This window comes from Paracoccus mutanolyticus, assembly GCF_003285265.1.
In the GTDB taxonomy this organism is placed as follows: domain Bacteria; phylum Pseudomonadota; class Alphaproteobacteria; order Rhodobacterales; family Rhodobacteraceae; genus Paracoccus; species Paracoccus yeei.
Genome location: NZ_CP030239.1, coordinates 2,864,550 through 2,881,385 on the forward strand (window position 1 = coordinate 2,864,550; position 16,836 = coordinate 2,881,385).

Annotated in this window: 19 protein-coding genes and 5 pseudogenes; 13 read left to right on the top strand and 11 right to left on the bottom strand. The window is 67.3% G+C overall.

The features are described 5' to 3' along the window. Positions 1-1,100 precede the first annotated feature (1,100 nt). Positions 1,101-1,279, bottom strand: a pseudogene (locus tag DPM13_RS23905) (recombinase family protein); the annotation flags it as partial. A gap of 228 nt (positions 1,280-1,507) precedes the next feature. Between DPM13_RS23905 and DPM13_RS15555 the strand changes: the two are divergent. From DPM13_RS15555 to DPM13_RS23915, 3 genes and pseudogenes are all read left to right on the top strand, one after another. Further along, positions 1,508-2,617, top strand: a pseudogene (locus DPM13_RS15555) (IS110 family transposase); the annotation flags it as partial. Positions 2,618-2,937: 320 nt separating this feature from the next. Then, the gene (locus DPM13_RS23910; protein ID WP_223252084.1) at positions 2,938-3,171 is read left to right on the top strand and encodes a hypothetical protein; all 234 of its coding nucleotides are present in this window, start codon (positions 2,938-2,940) and stop codon (positions 3,169-3,171) included. Positions 3,172-3,265: 94 nt separating this feature from the next. Beyond that, positions 3,266-3,391, top strand: a pseudogene (locus DPM13_RS23915) (acyl-CoA dehydrogenase family protein); the annotation flags it as partial. Positions 3,392-3,468: 77 nt separating this feature from the next. Here the strand turns inward: DPM13_RS23915 and DPM13_RS15570 are convergent. After that, complete coding sequence (locus DPM13_RS15570; RefSeq protein WP_189654952.1) at positions 3,469-3,624, bottom strand: D-arabinono-1,4-lactone oxidase; 156 nt, start codon at positions 3,622-3,624, stop codon at positions 3,469-3,471. On the opposite strand from DPM13_RS15570, the gene DPM13_RS15575 reads away from it, so the two are divergent. Further along, positions 3,625-3,963: a hypothetical protein gene (locus DPM13_RS15575; RefSeq protein WP_145963417.1), complete on the top strand. Its 339-nt coding sequence runs from the start codon at positions 3,625-3,627 to the stop codon at positions 3,961-3,963. An 18-nt stretch (positions 3,964-3,981) separates the two neighbouring features. Here DPM13_RS15575 and tnpB read toward each other — a convergent pair whose 3' ends face one another. Together tnpB and DPM13_RS15585 are read right to left on the bottom strand one after the other, a co-directional pair. Then, positions 3,982-4,143 carry an IS66 family insertion sequence element accessory protein TnpB gene (tnpB, locus tag DPM13_RS15580; RefSeq protein ID WP_145963418.1) on the bottom strand — a complete coding sequence of 54 codons (162 nt, stop codon included), beginning with the start codon at positions 4,141-4,143 and terminating at the stop codon, positions 3,982-3,984. Positions 4,144-4,211: 68 nt separating this feature from the next. Further along, a complete protein-coding gene (locus DPM13_RS15585) occupies positions 4,212-6,305 on the bottom strand; it encodes a recombinase family protein (protein WP_223252086.1) in 2,094 nt (697 codons plus the stop codon). A 227-nt stretch (positions 6,306-6,532) separates the two neighbouring features. On the opposite strand from DPM13_RS15585, the gene DPM13_RS19995 reads away from it, so the two are divergent. Together DPM13_RS19995 and DPM13_RS27355 are read left to right on the top strand one after the other, a co-directional pair. Then, positions 6,533-6,739, top strand: a complete 207-nt coding sequence (locus tag DPM13_RS19995) for a hypothetical protein (protein WP_145963419.1) — start codon at positions 6,533-6,535, stop codon at positions 6,737-6,739. Between the two features lie 255 nt (positions 6,740-6,994). Next, positions 6,995-7,069: pseudogene (locus DPM13_RS27355) on the top strand (hypothetical protein); the annotation flags it as partial. Positions 7,070-7,155: 86 nt separating this feature from the next. Here the strand turns inward: DPM13_RS27355 and DPM13_RS20000 are convergent. Next, positions 7,156-7,470 (bottom strand): hypothetical protein, encoded by a 315-nt coding sequence (locus DPM13_RS20000; protein WP_145963420.1) that lies wholly within the window; start codon positions 7,468-7,470, stop codon positions 7,156-7,158. 95 nt (positions 7,471-7,565) lie between these two features. On the opposite strand from DPM13_RS20000, the gene DPM13_RS21260 reads away from it, so the two are divergent. After that, positions 7,566-7,718, top strand: coding sequence for a hypothetical protein (locus tag DPM13_RS21260; RefSeq protein ID WP_189654723.1), 153 nt, complete (start codon positions 7,566-7,568; stop codon positions 7,716-7,718). Positions 7,719-7,751: 33 nt separating this feature from the next. Here the strand turns inward: DPM13_RS21260 and DPM13_RS15595 are convergent, their stop codons facing one another. The 4 genes from DPM13_RS15595 to DPM13_RS21265 form a co-directional block, all read right to left on the bottom strand. Further along, complete coding sequence (locus tag DPM13_RS15595) at positions 7,752-8,078, bottom strand: hypothetical protein (RefSeq protein WP_112888348.1); 327 nt, start codon at positions 8,076-8,078, stop codon at positions 7,752-7,754. A gap of 44 nt (positions 8,079-8,122) precedes the next feature. Continuing rightward, on the bottom strand, positions 8,123-9,115 hold the full coding sequence (locus DPM13_RS23925) for a hydantoinase/oxoprolinase N-terminal domain-containing protein (RefSeq protein ID WP_223252087.1): 993 nt from the start codon (positions 9,113-9,115) through the stop codon (positions 8,123-8,125). Between the two features lie 189 nt (positions 9,116-9,304). Beyond that, on the bottom strand, positions 9,305-9,571 hold the full coding sequence (locus DPM13_RS15610; RefSeq protein WP_112888349.1) for a GntR family transcriptional regulator: 267 nt from the start codon (positions 9,569-9,571) through the stop codon (positions 9,305-9,307). A gap of 1,112 nt (positions 9,572-10,683) precedes the next feature. Continuing rightward, positions 10,684-10,854, bottom strand: coding sequence for a hypothetical protein (locus DPM13_RS21265; protein ID WP_189654724.1), 171 nt, complete (start codon positions 10,852-10,854; stop codon positions 10,684-10,686). A 360-nt stretch (positions 10,855-11,214) separates the two neighbouring features. Here DPM13_RS21265 and DPM13_RS23930 point away from each other — a divergent pair. Further along, positions 11,215-11,347 (top strand): annotated as a pseudogene (locus DPM13_RS23930) (DUF2924 domain-containing protein); the annotation flags it as partial. A 311-nt stretch (positions 11,348-11,658) separates the two neighbouring features. Here DPM13_RS23930 and DPM13_RS27360 read toward each other — a convergent pair. Then, the gene (locus DPM13_RS27360) at positions 11,659-12,300 is read right to left on the bottom strand and encodes a GTP-binding protein (protein WP_397244803.1); all 642 of its coding nucleotides are present in this window, start codon (positions 12,298-12,300) and stop codon (positions 11,659-11,661) included. A 590-nt stretch (positions 12,301-12,890) separates the two neighbouring features. On the opposite strand from DPM13_RS27360, the gene DPM13_RS15625 reads away from it, so the two are divergent. The 3 genes from DPM13_RS15625 to DPM13_RS20005 all read left to right on the top strand — a co-directional run bounded on the left by DPM13_RS15625 (position 12,891) and on the right by DPM13_RS20005 (position 14,708). After that, positions 12,891-13,301 carry a hypothetical protein gene (locus tag DPM13_RS15625; RefSeq protein ID WP_145963421.1) on the top strand — a complete coding sequence of 137 codons (411 nt, stop codon included), beginning with the start codon at positions 12,891-12,893 and terminating at the stop codon, positions 13,299-13,301. A 241-nt stretch (positions 13,302-13,542) separates the two neighbouring features. Beyond that, positions 13,543-13,836: a hypothetical protein gene (locus tag DPM13_RS15630; protein WP_145963422.1), complete on the top strand. Its 294-nt coding sequence runs from the start codon at positions 13,543-13,545 to the stop codon at positions 13,834-13,836. A 116-nt stretch (positions 13,837-13,952) separates the two neighbouring features. Continuing rightward, positions 13,953-14,708, top strand: coding sequence for a hypothetical protein (locus tag DPM13_RS20005; RefSeq protein ID WP_145963423.1), 756 nt, complete (start codon positions 13,953-13,955; stop codon positions 14,706-14,708). Between the two features lie 136 nt (positions 14,709-14,844). Here the strand turns inward: DPM13_RS20005 and DPM13_RS15635 are convergent, their stop codons facing one another. Then, positions 14,845-15,045: a hypothetical protein gene (locus DPM13_RS15635; RefSeq protein ID WP_145963424.1), complete on the bottom strand. Its 201-nt coding sequence runs from the start codon at positions 15,043-15,045 to the stop codon at positions 14,845-14,847. Positions 15,046-15,101: 56 nt separating this feature from the next. Between DPM13_RS15635 and DPM13_RS21275 the strand changes: the two genes are divergently transcribed. Together DPM13_RS21275 and DPM13_RS20010 are read left to right on the top strand one after the other, a co-directional pair. Then, positions 15,102-15,245, top strand: coding sequence for a hypothetical protein (locus DPM13_RS21275; RefSeq protein ID WP_189654725.1), 144 nt, complete (start codon positions 15,102-15,104; stop codon positions 15,243-15,245). Between the two features lie 204 nt (positions 15,246-15,449). Continuing rightward, positions 15,450-16,178 carry a hypothetical protein gene (locus DPM13_RS20010; protein ID WP_145963425.1) on the top strand — a complete coding sequence of 243 codons (729 nt, stop codon included), beginning with the start codon at positions 15,450-15,452 and terminating at the stop codon, positions 16,176-16,178. The last annotated feature ends 658 nt before the right edge of the window (positions 16,179-16,836 follow it).

Consider the following 16,836-nt stretch of genomic DNA (forward strand, 5'->3'; position numbering starts at 1 on the left):
CGTGTCGCTTCGCCCTTGGCATAGACATAGGCCCGGATGTCCTCGTAGACTGGATAGTTGCCGCCCACGGAATGGAAGCTTCCAGTGATAAAGTCCTTGGCCGCATCGCCGGCAGGGATCACATCCTCTTCCGAACCCGACCACCACCAGCCAATGATCCTGTCGTGCGCTGCCGAGCTGGCGAAACCGCTCGAAGATCAGCCGGATTACCTCGGGCCACAATCGATGAGGCGGGCAGATCGCCCGCCAGTATAGCGAGGCCGCCGCGGTTCGGACCAGCCGCTCCGCCGCTCCAGAGCAAGGTTCGCCCACCTCAGCCACTTGCTGCCGGCCGCGAATGCCGAGCAGCAGGCGTTTCAGCCGGCCGGCAAGGGAAAGGAGATGCCATCGATTACCATTTCCTGCGCCGTCGACACGCCCGCACAGTTCGAGCAGGTGGCAGTCGCTGCCGGTGCGCGCATCGGCTTGATAGGCGCAAAGCAGAGCACGGCGCCGACTTCCCCGGCGCACAAGGCGGCGACAAGCTTCTCGAGCCGGGCCGGGCCACGCATGCCGCTGCGCGCTGCGCAGGTGATCGTCGTCGATCACTGGGTGAACGACGTCCTGGAGTACCTGGGCAACGTGCCCCTGGACGAATACCGAACCCATCTGCACAACTTCTATGCGCTGCTGACCCAATTGGGCGTGCCGGTCGTTGGCGCACCTAGACCACCGACTTGCGCTGCTGACTGGTCACGTGGAAGGAGATCACCCTCCGTCTCCTCTCCCGACTTGCTCGTTCCCGACCGCTTCGGCACATTTGTACAAAGCTGCGACTTGCCTGCTGGCGCTACCGAGGGCTCATTCCGCGCAACCGCTCCGAGTCGAACTGCACCAGCACCTGCCTGGGGCTCGACGGCCCGACTGGGACAGCTTCTTTGCGACCCTCGCCGACATGAACTTCGACGGCGTGCTGTCGAACTGCGTCTTCGCCTGGGAAGACCGCGCCGAGGATAGCGCAAGGTCCGTCCTGAAGCAAACCAAAGACTACGTCGCAAAATACTGGAAATGAGGTCCAAGACCATGACCGTCAGAATTGGGTATCGGATCGGCAGCCATCGGCCACGACCGTCGACGCGGAGCCCGACGTTGAGCCCGTCCGTGCCTATGTCGACACGCTCGACCAACAGCGCCACAATGCGTGCCCCTGTTCGGCGGGGAAGAGTTCGTCCCAAAGCGGGTCGAACTGCTGCAGGGCCTCGCGGGCGTCGGCTTCGGTGATGCCGTCGGCGTGGCCCCTGCGGATGTGGATTGGAGCGTGGTCATGGTAGAGTTGCCGTGTCGGGACAGGGGCGTCGGAGTGCGAAGAAGCGGGCAGGCCGAATTGACTATGAGCTGCGAGCTCGCGTTGTTATCTGGCCGCCCCTGCGACTATCCCGTCTGCGCTGCGAGCGCGTATCCGTAGATGTCGCACAGCCCGCGCACTCCCCATCGGCAACAGGGAGGATTTTGCATGCGATCCATTGGAATGGATGTCCACCGAAGCTTCGCGCAGGTCGCGATCCTTGAGGGAGGAAAGACGACAGAGATCAGGATCGATCTTGATCATGAAGCGGTGGTGGCCTTCGGGCAGGCCCTACGTTCAGATGACGAGGTCGTTCTGGAAGCGACCGGCAATACCGCGGCCATCGTCAGACTTCTGACACCTTTCGTGGCGCGGGTCGTCATCGCGAACCCGCTGCAGGTGAAGGCCATCGCCCATGCACGGGTGAAGACCGACAAGGTGGACGCCAAAATTCTGGCGCAACTTCATGCCGCAGGGTTCCTGCCAGAAGTCTGGGCCGCAGATGATCAGACGCTGAACCTGCGGCGCCTCGTTTCCGAACGCGCCGCAGCGGTGAGATCAATCCGCCGGGTCAAGAGCCGGGTTCAGGCTGTTCTGCATGCGAACCTTGTCGCCAAATATACCGGGCACCTGTTTGGCAAGGGCGGCAGGAGATGGCTGGCCTCGGCACCGCTGCCGAAGGCAGAACGTGATCTGCTGATCCGGCATCTGGATGAGTTGGACTGGCTGGGGGGTAAGCTGGCAAAACTGGACCAAACATTGGCGGGAATTGCACTCGACGACAGCCGAATGCGCAAGTTGATGAGCATCGCCGGGATCAATGTCGCGGTCGCCACTGCGGTTATCGCCGCGATCGGCGACATCTCCCGCTTTTCCGCACCGGATCGTCTCGCAAGCTATTTCGGGCTGACACCCCGGATCCGACAGTCCGGCGATCGCGGTGCCATCCATGGTCGGATCTCAAAGCAGGGGAATACGATCGGGCGCACCATGCTGATAGAGGCCGCCTGGTCGGCGGCTTCCGTGCCAGGCCCGTTGCGGGCCTTCTTTCTTCGGATCAAGGATCGCAAGGGGCACAACGTCGCCGCCGTCGCGACCGCGCGCAAGATTGCAGCGCTGATCTGGCAACTGCTGACAAAGGAGGCCCCCTATCGATGGGCGCGCCCGGCCTTTGTCGCGATGAAGATGCGGAAGCTTGAGTTGCGCGCCGGGGCCCCGCGGGCTCATGGGCCAGCAGGTCCGGGCCACGACTATTGGATCAAGGAAATCCGTCACCGGGAGATGGAACTCCTCCAGCACGACATCCAGAAGTCGCATCATGACGTCTTCAACAGACACAGACCATCTTCAAAACCGAACAAGATCCTCGAGCGATGCCGGCAACCCACCGTCGCGCCATCTCGTCAAGGCTCAGCTTCGTCTGCCGCCAGCGCCCATGCGCTCCGAGAGGGAGGGAAGGCTGTAGCGGATCTCCATGCCAACGTCGATTTGCCCGGATGCGGGCAGTTGCAGGCAAACAGCCATCGGTTTCGAACACCGCCTTCATGTCGGCACGAAAGATGTTCTGATCGACATAGAAGTCGGCGGCAATCTTCGCGCCTGGTTTGCGGGTCGTGCCGGGCGATCCGGTGCGCCTGATGGCGGGTGGCATGGCCCCCGAGGCGCTGATCGAGCAGATCGCCACGGACATGGGCCTGCGCGATCCGATCTGGCAGCATCGGGTCTTCGATCCCGGCATTCCCATCGGCCTGCATCGAGCCGTGAGAACCAGGCGACCTATTTCCTGCCGCATCTGCTGGCCCTTTCGGTCGCCGGAGAAGCGGTGCCGCCGCCGGGGGCGCGCCTAGGCCGTGCGGTCTCGTCCCGGGCATAGGCCCAGAGCCGCGCCGTTGTGCTTTCCAGTGCCGGGCGCCAGCATGCGCACCGGCGTGCATCGGCTAGATCGACCGGGTGACGCAATACGTGGGCGAGCGCGTCGTCTTCGGCCGCCCCATCGGCCAGAACCAGGGCGTGCAATTCCCCATCGCCGAGGCCTTCATCGAGGTCGAGGCCGCGAACCTGATGCGCTCTGGCGGTAGCCGGCAGATGATGCGGCGCCCAGGCCAATATGGGCGAGGCGACCCGGTCCCGCCCGGCCGGCGCCGTCAGCGGAACAGCTGCGACAGATGGTCGTTCAGGTAGACGCCCTGCGGGTCCAGCTTGCGGCGCAATGCGCGGAAATCCTCGGCCCTGGGATAGATCGCGGTCACGTCCTCGCCGGTCAGGCGCAGGCGCCCGCCGCAACCGGCCAGGCGCGCCACTTGGCGCAGCTCCAGTTCCATCCGGGGGATGTGATCCGGGATCGGGCGACGCTTCGGTTTTCCTTCTCCTCGACGTCTGGTCAGCGTGACCCCAGCTATGTGAAGGCGGCGACCTCGCTGTCCTCGTCCTCGATCCGGGTTCAGTTCTCGAACCCGATCAACGTCAGGATCAGCCAGTTCGCACGGTTCACCGCCCAGATGGGCCAGGACCGCAGCGACCCCATCGGGCGTGGCCAGATCGGCCTCGACAGCCTCGGCATCCAGCTCCGCGGCGGTTTGGTGGATGGCGGGCTCATCGAGCGAGACGACTTAGTGCTGTATTCCCGATCGAATGCCTAAACGATGGGGATGAGCGCGTCACCCAGCCGATGCAGGCCGCTGTGTCCAGCGCGGATTGCGCCAGTCGATCCCTTCGAGAAGATAGCCAAGTTGGGCCGCCGAGACCGGAACGGCCGAGCCATTCTGGCTCACCGGCCAGATGAACTTCCCCGCCTCCAGCCGCTTCAGATACAGCGACATGCGGACCCCGTCGTGCCACAACACCTTGATCAGGTCACCCGATCACGTTTCATAATGCACCTCTTGTGTCAAAATCCGGGCAGAGGCATGGACCTGTCTGCCACCTTCTCAAGGGCTTGCCGTGGACGGCGCACAGCAATCTCCTGCAATCCTATCCGCACCGCCTCGGTCTCCAGCGCGTCAACCGGTATTTTCCAAGGCGCGGAATACATGATCTGCGTTGCGGGCAGAGTTTGCGATCGGATCAGCTTGTGCACCGAAGCGACGCATACGCCGAGCCGCTTGGCGGTAGCGTCGACACTCAAGGTCTTCGGGACCTCGGCATCAGGATCATAGGCCGGGATCGCGAGCTTGTCGCGCAACTCGGCGACACGAACGGTTGTCCATGTCTCCCCATCCTCGGTGCGGCAGCGCATCCGGTTGAGGGTGACGGCCAACTCCCTGTCAGGCCAGTGTCCGGCAAGCTTGCGGAGGACCTCCCGGGCTGTGAGCGGGCGACCTGGTGGGAACCGACCCGTCTTGCGTCGGGCCAGTCTGACCTCGGTATGGCGTCCGCCGATCCAATGAATGAGGAGAATGAACTCGTTCTCCTCCGCGTCGATGTCGATCACGACCTCCTCGATCAGCAGCCTGACCAGACGTTGTCTCGCGCGGGCATCGGTCCCAACCGCGTTCCAGACGGACGGCAGATCCGTGGCGAGCCGCATGAGAACGGCAGGATCGACCCCGGGTTTGGCCCGGAGCTCCGCGCCCAGTGCAGCAAGCTTGTGCTCTACCGCCGCGACCCGCTCCAGCGCCACGTTCCAGCGCGCCTCCAGGGTCCGGGCGACATGCCGTTTGGCAGGATCGACGTGCTCGTAGCGCCGCTCCGCCAGTTCCGCCGCATATCGGGCCTCATCGAGTTCCTTCTCGACCGCAAGCCGGACGGTCTCCTGCGCCTTGGCGGCCTGCTGCCCCGCCAGAAGGGCGGCCTGCACGGCCTGTCCGGAGACGGCCTCGAGAAGCTGGCTGGCAACAAGTGCATCGATACCTCCCCCGCCGGCACCGATGCACAGACCGGCCCCGACATGCCCGTCATCGCCGCGGCACTGATAACGGTGCGACAGGTCGGTCCCCGTCTTGTAGAACACCCGCATCATCCGGCCGCAGCGCGCGCAGCGGGCCATGCCCGACAACAGCGCCTGTCCGCCACGTCCCGATTTGCGGGCCGCGCGCTTCTGCATATGCGCGTTCTCTTCCAGCATGCGGCGGTTCTCCTCGTAGGCGCGCCAGTCGAGATATCCCTCGTGATTGTCCTTGATCAGCACGCTCCAGTCCGCGATCGCACGGTGGTGACCGCTGGTCTTGCGCGCTTGCCCATCGACCACCCCCGTCCGGTTCCCGGTCCGCCCAAAGGCATAAGCGCCAGCATAGATCGGGTTGTGCAGCACCTGCATCACGCTGTGATAGGCAGGCTTGCGCCAGGCGATCTTGCGCAAGGCGCCGTTCCGCAGCGCCACCGGCAGATGGATATCCGCCGCACGCAGCCACAGGAACACCTGCCGCCCGCTGCCCAACTCGCGGAACTTGGCGAAGATCAGACGGATGGCCTGCTGGACCCGTTCATCGGGATCCATCTCGATCCTGTCGTCCTCGCTCCAGCAGAAGCCCGGCGGAAGGGTGAAGCGCAGTTCGCCCCGGCTCGCCTTCGCGTCTCGGGCTGCCAGTCCGCGCTGGCGAAGGAGGCTCAGTTCGTATTCCGACATCGTTCCCTTCAGCCCCAGCAGCAGCCGGTCGTTCATCAGGCGGGGATCGTAGACCCCTTCCGGGTCAACCACCAAGGCTCCCGTCAGGGCGCAGAGATCGATCAGGTGATGCCAGTCGCGGCCATTGCGCGCGAGGCGCGAAGCCTCGATACAATAGACCGCTCCCACCGTCCCGGCACACACTTCCGCAACCAGGCGCTGAAAGCCCGGCCGCGCGATCTGACCGGAACCGGAGCGCCCGAGGTCCTCGTCGATCACCCGGACCTCCGCAAAGCCCATGTCGCGGGCGGCTTCCGCCATCTGGTATTGCCGCTTTTGGCTCTCCAGGTTGCCAAGGACCTGGCTCATCGTCGACTGACGGACATAAACGAGCGCACTGCGGGCGAGATGCTCAACGGTGATCTTTGCATGCATCATTTTGCGCGCCCTCCGCCATCTTGTTCGCGGCCACCAGCAGCAGCTCGGCCAAGGCCTCCAGAATTGCGGGTGTCGCTGGTGCTGCCGGGGGACGGTTCCGGCTGTCGTCCAACGGCAAGCAGAGCTGCTTGGGCTTCGGTTGTTTCGGCTGCGAGAGGCGTTTGGGTCGGCAGGGCATGCGCATCCTCCTCTGGAATCGGTCTTCCAGAGCATGGAGCACCTCCGGCATGACGCATCAGATCCAAGGTTCGGGCGAGCGCTTCCAAGGCCTCAAGCGCGACGAGGGGCGGTCCGCTGTCCAGCAGCGAACAGTAGGCGGGATCGCACATCCAGGGCGGCAGGGTTCGGAAAAATCCGGGTCGCTCTTCTACCAGGATCGAGTCCGAACCGTGTCGGCGGCCGCCATCACGGGCGTGCAGAACCCGGCCGAATAGCGGGTGCCAGGGATATTCGATCCGCAAATCTCGCAGTTTGTATGTACAAGAGCTTCGATCGCCACGCCGACCGCGGAACGCAAACACCGCACCGCCGGATCTGCTTCTAGCACCGCCTGGCCTGCGCCGCCAAGGCCGCGAAGCCCTTGCGCATGTCCGTCACCCCGCCGCGAGCCACACCCGCGTGGTGGCCGGCACCGGGATCATGCCGTCAGACCCCGAGCAGCCGCGCCAAAGCCTCGGGTCTAGCGCCCCGTGATCCGCAGCCCTGCCCGCCATGCAGGTTCGATCGCGAATCTATGCCCCCTGTCCGGCGATCTGCTGGACGTCGAGGCGCCGACCCCCTGGTATCCTGACGATGCTCGCCGTCAGGAATGCACGCGTTTCCAGCAGCACCACCTCGAAGCCTGCCATGATCAGACCATCACGCAGCCATTGCGACAGGGGACCCGCTTCGAGACCGATCCTGACCACCGGAAAGCCGAGCTCGGCAAAGCCGCGACAGGGCTTCCCGCGCCGTCCAGCGCTTCGTCTCCCGGGTGATCTTTCCCGAACTGTCCACCACGCAGATGCGGAAAGCCGGGACCGAGAACTGGAGTTTGAGCCCGGCTGGGATCAGACCGGACGCTACGGAAGGTCGCGCCCAGCGTCACGCCGAGGATCGCGGCAAAGGGCGGGCGCATCGGGCGGGTCCGCGCCACCAGCGGCAGTTCCAGCAGCGCGGCGACCATGGTTGCGCACATCGCCCCCAGCCCAGCATCAGGCCAGCGGCAGGTCGCGCACATGGAAGACCCATCCCCCCGCCAGCGCCAGGAAGATGGGAAACATGGCTAGCCTTGAAGGCGAGCTGGCGCTGCAGACGCAACCGTCTGCAGTGGTCGCGAATCCGGTCGCCGATGTCGATCTGGTCCGGATCGGTCAGCCCGAATGGCAACGAAGCGATGCAGTCGCGGGCACGCAGGGCAGCGACTGCCAATGATCGTTCAGCACGTGAACATACTCCGCATCTCGCTTACCTCCGGGCGGCTTCGAAGTCCCCGAGCAGGCCATAGGGCCGCACGAACAGGACCATGAGAATGATGAGGAAGATGATCGGCTCGGCGTAGAGGCTGGTTGCCGTAGCCGGCCGATCGCGATCTCGATGCCGCCTGAAGGCTCCGAGGCCGGCGGCAGTTGTCGCACCAGCGCTTCCGAGACGCCGGCCCAGCTTGCGCCCGTTTAGCGGCCCGTTCTGCAGCTGTTCCAGCAGATGGCAGCACCGCGATCGCTTTACTGCCTCACTCGGCTGAAGAATATTCGTCGGCGAGAACAACCCCGGCTGGTTCGTGTCCGCGATCATCGCCGGTATATCCACCCTCGCTAAATCCGACCACCAAGCAGGCATCAGATCGTCAACCGAGCCGCGGCCGGGCAGGGGCGGCAGGTGGAGACTGCCCGAGGATCGCGGATATCGCGGAGGATGGCCTCGGGGATGCCCTCGCCTGTGCCGACCAGGCTAAGAATGCTTTCGCGACTCAGATGCAGGCTGACGATCTCGGGCCCGTCCGATGGTGCGGCCAATTTGGCGATCAGGATGTTGCGGATATCCGGGCCGGGATCGTGATGCGAGACAGGCGGAACGAGCAAAGGACACCGACATGGGCAGTGCCGGGCCAAAGACACGCATCGACAAGCTGGTTCCGGATCGCCTTGCGCACGACCGGATCGAGCATGTAGTCGACGGCGGCCTTCGGACTGACATGCGGTCCGTCTCCCGAATGTGGTGACCAGGTCAGCAGCTCTGCACTTTCGGGTGGGTTGAGCAACGGGGTCTAGCGCGGAGCTTTGCGGGTAGCGCAGCGTCAGACCCAGTTCGATCCCAAGCACGCGCAGCTTCAGGCTAGCTTTAGGCGTGACCTCATGCGCTTTCCGGGAGAAAGCTGGGTTTCGCGGAACGTGCTCAGGTAGTTCTCGCGCGTGCGGTGAATATGGTTTTCCAACAGCAGCGCCAGTTCGTCGCGTCTCGCGTCCCGGCCTGCGCGTCCTGAACCGCCAAGCGGCACGACGCCGCACCGGGGGAAGGCTGCGTTCAACGCCCTCAGCTTGCCCCTGCGGAACGCCGGCTGCATGGCGCGGTGCAGGCGGTCCTCGCAGGGCGACGCCGACGGCAGCGCGAGGCATCGCGGTCGACGCCAAAGCGGATCCGCGTGAACGGATCGCCCCTGGTCTCGAACCGCGTTCGTATTCGCGCATCTCGGGGCAGATGCGTGCCGAAAGCGTGATGCGCAGTTCCGGCATGGCCGCGCGCAGGATCGCGCCGACGCGCGCCTCATGCGCCGGATTGGCATAGGAATGCAGCAGGCAGACCGCCACAGCCTCGATGCCGTTTTCGCGCAAGGGCGGGGACCTTCCCCTCGGGCCAGCGAGCATCCCTCAGTCCCGGTGCCGATACGCAGCGCGGGCAGGTTCCCGGCCATCAATGCCTGGGTGGCCTGGTTAAAGGGACGGGGCGTGCCGTCGGGAATGACGATGCGCAGCCTCGACACGCAACCAGATGGCTGGCTATCGGCAACGCTTGCCCGGCGATCATCGGCCATCCGTCCATATTCCCGCCACAGCTCGCGGCGCTGTCTGCGCCGCCTGCGCATCGACCAGCCGATAGCCGCTGCGCTCGCCCGAGGTCAGGACCCCCGCCTCTTCGAGCTGTTTCAGCGCAGCCCGCACGGGCGAGCGCGAGACGCGGAAGCCCCAGGTGGTTTCGACCGGCGTCGCCTTGATGCCCAGTTCCTTGGCCAGCGCGGGACCGATGCCGCCGGCCCAGCCCATGCCATCGGCCTCGGCACGCCGCGGCATCGCGCCTTCTTCTGCCTTCTCGGCCGCACCAGAAGCTGCGGCCGTCGTGTCCAGAGCCGAGCGCCGGCCGGCCGAAGCGGCTCCAGCGCCGCGCCATCGCCGGCTTGCAGCAGGGCCGGGCCTGAAAGCCCCGCGCCCGATGCCTGCGCCATCGGGCCGCGCCATGGGTCGCGGCATCGCGCGTGGCCAGATCGACGATGCCCGGCTCTCCATTCGCGATCATCTTCGACGGCAGTTCGGTGAAGCCGCGTCCCAGAGGCCGGCGAACGCCGTCGTCGAGCACCGCGTGAAAAACGATGACCGAGACCGCGCCCCCTGTCGCCGGGCCCGAGGCCGCGCCGAGCGACAGCCCCAAGCGCCAGCAGATCCTGGATTTTCGGCAAAGCTATCCGGGGAGCCGGGGCAAGGCCTCCGCCGGGCGGATGCCGCCCCCCAGCAGGGCGCGAGAAAGGGCCTCGCGCCCCAGCGCGCCACCATGGGCTTCAGCGATGGCGGACAGATCCAGATACCGCGCGATGTCCGGCGTGAGGTGGAAAACACCCGGTCGGGAAGGACCGACAGCACCGCACGCAGGTTCGAAAGTCCACAGCCACTACCGGCGGTGCTCGACAACAAGCGGCAAGGCAAGTGCGTGCCGCGGCTTCATTATCTAGAGGACCAAATCACCCGTGAAAGTTGTCGAGGTAAATGGCGGCATGGACCTCAGCCACCCGTGCCCTGCCAGAGGCGGTTCAGGTCGCCGATCGTTGGCACCTGTTGGAGAACTGACAACGACCGCGTCCGAAAACCGAAGCCGTCCGGCATGCTCGACGCTCGGTCAGGCCGTTGGCCACAAGCTCGGCCGCGATAGGGTACGAAGGTGCCGCGCGTTACCGGCCTGTTCCCAGGATTTCCATTCAAGATCAAAGTCTTGCATTCAAGGGTAACGGCGGAACGGCGGATCCGCTGCGCTGCGCCGCAATCTATGGCGCATGCGTGCGCGTGCGCCTGTATGTGCGTGCGTGCGCGTATGCATGCGCGTGTGCGCCACGGGCCGGGACAGCATCGTGCCATCCCTGATGAAAAGCGGTCGCCGCTGCGGCGCAGATGCGCTATGCGGCGCCGCGCCGGGGTCACTTGCCGAGAGCGGCGTTCCATTCGCGGAAAAAGCCGACGCGCTCCTGCGGCGACATGAACGTCAGCAGGTGGTCATCGACCGCGATGGGTTTCAGCGACCCGCCCACCATCTGGTTCAGGCTGTCGATGTTCAGCCCCTCGGTCACGTCGCCGCGCACCGACGGCAACCGCCGCCCCGCGGCCGGCCGGGGCTCAACCCCATGATGCCGACACAAGCCCAGGCCGATCAGAGCATCGGCCTGCGGCAGCTCTGCCCCAGTTGAGGGTGATGACTGTCGCCGCCGGTTGCGCCGCGGCCGGCACGCCGCAGAGTGCGGCGAGGATGATCGTCCGTGGCTCGGACAACGGGACAGATGGCTTACACCCATGAACGCCTCATTTGTGCCATTCGGACGAGGCCGCGGGCAGGATCTTGGCGAAGGCCGCCATGCTAAACACCTGGCGCGATCTGCCTACGCCCGGCATCGACCCCTATCGCCATCATCTGCAGATGTCACGATGGATTATGGCGGCACGGTTCGGCCGGCATCAGGTGCGCGACGTCGACGCCCGACCTGAAGAAACAGTGGCGCGACCTGTTCGACAGCGAGCCGCCGCCGTTCAACCGCCGCTCTGCTCGCAAGCCGTATCGCCTATGTCATCCGGATCGCCTATGCTGGCCGGGCTGAAAGCGAGCGAGGACGACCCAGACCGGCTGCATGCGGCTGCCGCAGGCGATCCGCAGCTTCGACGGCCGCGCCGCCCACCTGCTGGCTTCGAGGATAACATCCATTCCATGTGCCGCTTTCTGACCAGCAAGCAGCGCCGCACCCGCTGCATGCGGGCCGAGTGCGGGGCGGGCGACAGCTCACCCCGCGGTCGGAGGCGATCTGGCGTCGTCTACATCTGGCGGGCGGTGCTTGCGCTGCCCGACCTGCAGCGCTTGCGGCGATGCTGGGCGTGCGAAGGGCGACAGGCCGAGGCCGCGCAGCTCAAGGGCTGCAAGCCGATGTCGACGAGGCCGGATCCACAAAGGCGGCCAGCGCCGGGGCAAGCTGGCGGCCGGCTTCCGTCCAGCATGACCTGCTGCGCCGGATCCCACGCCCGAGCCGGACCCGGGCGGATGCAGGCCACCATCGCCGCGGCGCAGGCGGCCTTGCCGATCCTCCGCCCGCGTTGCCGCCCGCACCGCGCCGCCTTGGGTGGCGGCCGGCTGGCCCCCGCGGCAGGGGCGCTGGCGGCGCTGGCCGCGGTGCGCTGCTGTGCCGCGCCCGATGCGCCGCGCTGACCGACGGCGCCCCTGGGCCGAGGGGCGCAGCGCTGCGCGCGAAGCCGTGTGGGCCCGAGCGGCCGAGGCGCCCCCGGTCCGTGGACGGCGCATCCGATCCTGCCGCGCCGCCGGGCCGGGTTCTGGGAGCCCGCCCGCCGCAGCCAGCGCCCCCGGCCGCCACGGGCAAGCGGCCGACGCGCAGCGCCATGATGTCGGGGGTCACCAGATCATTCGTGATGACGGCGACCGATACGCCCGCGTCCTTGCAGATCGGCAGCAGGCGTTCGACCAGCCGGGTCTTGCCGCACCCGACCGGGCCACCGATCGATCCTTCCGCTTCCGCCCCCGGGCGACGGAATTTCACTGCGCAAGCTGGACCGGGATGCGACGAACTGGGACGTGTTCACGGTCCGTCCCGACGGCATCCGGCTGTCGGCCGAACTGTCGCGGCGGGTCCATGACGCGCCCGACCGCGCTGCCGTGGCCGGCCGGCTGGCCGCCCCCGACTAAGCGCCCAGGTCCGGGCCGCGCCCCGCGTCCCATGGTGGAACGATGATTTCGGGAAAGGAACCGCCATGTCCGCAGCATCCTTGCCGCCGCGCTGGTCAAGACCGCCTCTGCCGTGCAGGCCTGGCGATCGGCCCCTGCCGGTCCCGGCGGACGGCGACCGTTCTGGGGCCTCGGCACCACGGGAATATATTGCGTCAAGGCACCCTGCCCGGGCGCGGGGTGGTCCGCGTCCTTCCCGCCGGCCGCCGCGACCGCCCGCGGCCGGGCACGACCCTGCCCGCGGGGTAACCTTCTGCGCGCCGGCGACGACGACCTTGTCGCCGGGCTCGAGGCCGCCTTTGCCCGCCAGCGGTTGCGTGGTGGCCGAGGGTCACGTCGACGGCGAGACGCGGTGGTCCTGCGCATTGCCGGGGAACGCCGCCACTGGCCCCGAACGGCCGCGGCATGCGCGCGCGCTGCTGCTGGTCGCGCTGCTGCTGGGGGGCGGGGGTGCGGGCTTGCCCTGTCCGGCCCTGCGGCTGGGCCGGGCGGGTCGCGGGCGGTGGCGGCTGCGTGGCGGCCTTTGCCCTGCGCGATCTGGTGGTGACGGGCGACGCGCTGGCGACCGATGCGCAGGGCCGCGCTGGCGTCGGCGGCATCGACTATCGCCCCGGACGCCGCGACCGGCTGCAGGCGCAAATGGTCGTGGCCACGCTCGACCCCGCGACAGGGGCCGAGATCGCCCGCGCCGATCTGGGGATGCAGGGCCGGCCCGAGCAGTTGCGCCTGTCGCCCGACGGCACGGCCATGGCGATCGCTGCAACGCGCAAAGCTGCGACCAGCCGGGCGGCTGCCAGCCGCGCGATATCCGCGTGATGCGCGCGCGTCGGCGAAGGGCGATGGTCCGCGCGGGATCGCGCACCGCGACCGCCCCAGGATGTCCGAATGGCCGCGGCCTTCGTCAGCGTTTTCGCCCTCCGGCAATGGGTCTTTGCGCATGTCGCCGTCGACCCGGCCTGGGCCTGGGACCTGACGCCGGCCGAGGCGCGACCTGTCGGCCCGCCCCTCGCACCACGACGGGGCCGAGGATCACGAGCACGACGATTTCGACACGGTGGTGCTGGACCTGCCCGATGACGATCCCGGAGCGCGGCTGGACAGCGCCCGCTCGCCCGATGGGGACCGGATGTGCCATCCTGCCCGCCGCTTCGTGCCGGGCCCGTTCGCCGTGAGCCGCATCCGACCGCAAGTGAAGGCGCGGCGCGCAAGCATCGCCAGCGACCAGCTCCGGCCATCCTGTGGCATCTTGCAGCGGGCCGTGATCGTGGCGCTGGCCGGAAAGCCCGCGGCCGGAGCCGACAGCGAATGCGGCTTTACGCGGCGGGGGCGGGGAATGGGCGAGGTCGGCTGATCGCCGCGGCGGTGGTCGCGCTGGCCCTGGTCGGGGCGGCGGGCTTGCGACGGGGCACGGGTCGTGGGCCGCGGCTGGATCACCGTGCGCTGGGGCGCTCGGGCTGCCTTCGCACCGTGGGGTTCGAGGGCGTGGCGCTATCGCGCAACAGCATTGCCCAGCCACTGGGCGACGGTCGCGTGGTGATGGCGGTCGAGATGCGCACCCCCGATGGCTGGCGCCCGGGGCTGCTGGTCCTGGACCCCGAAACCGGCGCCGACAAGCGAGCGATCCGTGCCGCTGACGCGGCGGGTCGCGCTCTATTCCCCGCCTCTGGCGGCGGCCTGCTGATCGCCTACGGCGGCCGGCAACCCTGCAACGGAATGGGCGGCGATGCCGTCGCATCCAGCGTGACCACCTGTATTTCGCCAATGCGGCGGTGGAGCCCGTTCCACAACATGGCGCTGATCTCTCCGTTCACCACGCTGGAGGACGTGGCGCGCTACGAGGCCGTCTTTGCCGAGATGCTGGGCGAATCCTCGCCGCGGCAGCACGAGGCCGCTGGTCCTGCAGGACGCCGACGGCAGCCGGATCGCGGAACTGCCGGCGCGACTGGTCCGCCTTTCCAGCGGCGGTCTCGGCCAGCCCCTAAGGCTGCGCTGAGGGTCCAAGTCGATCATGGCGGCGACCGCATTCCGTCCTGCGAAGCCGCGACGGCCATATTGATCGCTGTCGTCGTCTGTCTTCCCGCCCCGCCCTTCTGCGATGCAATGACAACGACCTCGCCTTCATCCCCTCAATGCCAGCCATTGTCAGATTTGAGCATTTCCCGCTCTGAGCGCGAGCCAATGCCAGCAACTCATCGTCGTCGCGTCAATCTGACGCGGCCGTGATATCAGGTCTCGGGCTGGCGGGATGCGTTGCCCGCCGCGATCGATGCCGCACCCTCGGGGTCGGTCGTCGTCATGGGAGCGAACGGGCATCCGACGGCAGGCACTGCCGGGGACAGGGACGAGGTGGTGAAGCTGGTCAGACCCGGCCGCCACGAAACGTCGCTGCTGTGCAGCAGGGTGCATCGGCGGCAAAGTCGAAGCTGCGGTCGCGCCGCAGCCCGCCTTTGGCGATGTCGGTCATCGCCCAGCGCTCGGAAATGTTCCCGCCGTCGGGAATCGGCAGCAATCGTTCGGCGCCTGCCAGCTCCAGCGCCGTGCCGTCCGCCGCGGTCAGCACCACGGCCTTGCCGTGCTCGGCCCCCGCGACCAGCGCCCGGGTCGCGCGGCCGCGACATGTCGCAGCGCCAGATCGCCGAAGGGAACCAGCCAGTCGTGGCGCATGGCGCTGCCGTCGCGCAGCAGTCGCCCACGTATCCTCTGCCGATCCAGATAGCCGTTGCCGGCACCGTCCAGCCGGTCGAGACCTCGGCGGTGTAAAGCACCCGGTCGACACCGACAGGCCCGTTATAGGCCAGGTCCCGGTGCGGCCTGAGCTTGGCGCCCGAGGGCAGCAGCCCGTCCGCAATGGCCGGCGCGGCATTGTTGCGGTCCTGTACCTGCGGGACCGTATCGGCGCGCCAGGCGCCATGCCGATGAGGGCGTCGTCGCGAACACCAGATAGCCTGGCCGGTCAGCATCGCTGTGACTGCCGACAAGATCGGCCATCCGCTGCTGGCCGTGCTCGTCGGCAAAGCGGCGGCAACTGGCGGCAAAGCTGGATGGCCGGCGCCGCGCCATTCGCGCAACTCGCTGTCCAGATCACGCGGCGCGGAAGCCAGCCGCGCCTGTGGCTCCCGCGCGCGAGCAGATGCCCTCGCCGCATCGCGCAGCGCGCAGTTCGACTGCGCGCCGGGGGCCGTAGTCGATTTCCGCCTCGCGGCGCAGGCCCAGGCGGAATTGCGCCAGCGGCTGGACCGCCCCGGCCAGCCCCGGTCGATCCGGGGCGGCATGGGGTCGGCGGGGCGGTCGCCCAGTTCGCGCGCGACCGGCGCGGTTTCGCGCTGGCTCGGGCGCGCGCAATTCTCGGAGATCTGTGCGGGCAGGCCGGTGCAGAGCAGCGGCTGGTGGGAACTGTCGCCATCGCCGCGTGATCTGCGCGAGGCGGCCTCGGTCTGTTCGCCAGCCCCGGCGCCGCGTCCATCAGCGCGGCCATGTCCGCACATAGCCCGCCGCGTGTTGACGATGCGACCAGCCGGCCAGCGCATCGGCAGCGCAACGCGATCCGATCTACGCCCCGCGCAATGCCTCGCATGGGCGCGGTCGATTTCGGCACGGCTGAACAGCTCGGTGCGTATCCCTCAGTTGGCCAGCGGCTCTACATGGGCTGCGACGGCCCTCGCCAGGACCCAAATCCAAAACGTTCCTGGCTGAAGGACAACGCGCCCTTGGTGCCATAGACTTCGAAATCATGCCGCATCTTGCGCCAATACTCGAAATCCAGAAAAGTGCCTCCATTCGCAGTCAGGATCGAGAAGGGCCGAAGCCTTGCCTCGGCCTGAAGCCGACGCAGCGCCGAAATCTTGTCAAGGCCCGGCCAATCCTCGGCCTTGAGCATCACGCAGGAGGGGTGCGCCTGGGGCGAACATCTCTGCGGCGAAGAAGGTGCAGATGAGCGCAGGCACAGAAAAGTCTCGTTCCCGCTGGGCTGCCTTCAGATGAACCGAGCTGTCGTTTTGGCCCTGCGGGCGTGTATCCCTCCTGCGCAGCTGCCGGGCAACACGGCCCATAGCGCCCGCGGCCAGGGCGATAGGGATTTCGATACTGCAGACCGCGTAACGTCAAAAGCAGGAACCTTCATTGAGCGCCGCATGCTGGCGCGTTGGCACATGATGATCCCGGTGCCCCCGCTGCTGGCTGGGGATGGTCGCCGTGACCTCTGCCCCCCGGTTGCGGCAGAGCCGCCTAGGCCAGCGCCCTGATCTGCGTCGAGGCGCAGCGTGGCCAGCCCCTGCAGGAACCTAGGGCCTCGTTTCCATAAGCCCGGTGGCTGGCGTTCAGATGTCCAGCGTGGTCTCCCGCTCCCATTGGG

Bases quoted from the DNA above. Each gene is read 5' to 3' on its own strand.
- tnpB (WP_145963418.1), bottom strand. From the start codon at position 4,143: ATGTCGCTGTATCTGAAGCGGCTGGAGGCGGGGAAGTTCATCTGGCCG.
- DPM13_RS15585 (WP_223252086.1), bottom strand. From the start codon at position 6,305: ATGATGCATGCAAAGATCACCGTTGAGCATCTCGCCCGCAGTGCGCTC.
- DPM13_RS19995 (WP_145963419.1), top strand. From the start codon at position 6,533: ATGACGCATCAGATCCAAGGTTCGGGCGAGCGCTTCCAAGGCCTCAAG.
- DPM13_RS20000 (WP_145963420.1), bottom strand. From the start codon at position 7,470: ATGGTCGCCGCGCTGCTGGAACTGCCGCTGGTGGCGCGGACCCGCCCG.
- DPM13_RS21260 (WP_189654723.1), top strand. From the start codon at position 7,566: ATGGCTAGCCTTGAAGGCGAGCTGGCGCTGCAGACGCAACCGTCTGCA.
- DPM13_RS15595 (WP_112888348.1), bottom strand. From the start codon at position 8,078: ATGATCGCGGACACGAACCAGCCGGGGTTGTTCTCGCCGACGAATATT.
- DPM13_RS15610 (WP_112888349.1), bottom strand. From the start codon at position 9,571: ATGCCGCGGCGTGCCGAGGCCGATGGCATGGGCTGGGCCGGCGGCATC.
- DPM13_RS15625 (WP_145963421.1), top strand. From the start codon at position 12,891: ATGCGCGCGCGCTGCTGCTGGTCGCGCTGCTGCTGGGGGGCGGGGGTG.
- DPM13_RS21275 (WP_189654725.1), top strand. From the start codon at position 15,102: ATGTCGCAGCGCCAGATCGCCGAAGGGAACCAGCCAGTCGTGGCGCAT.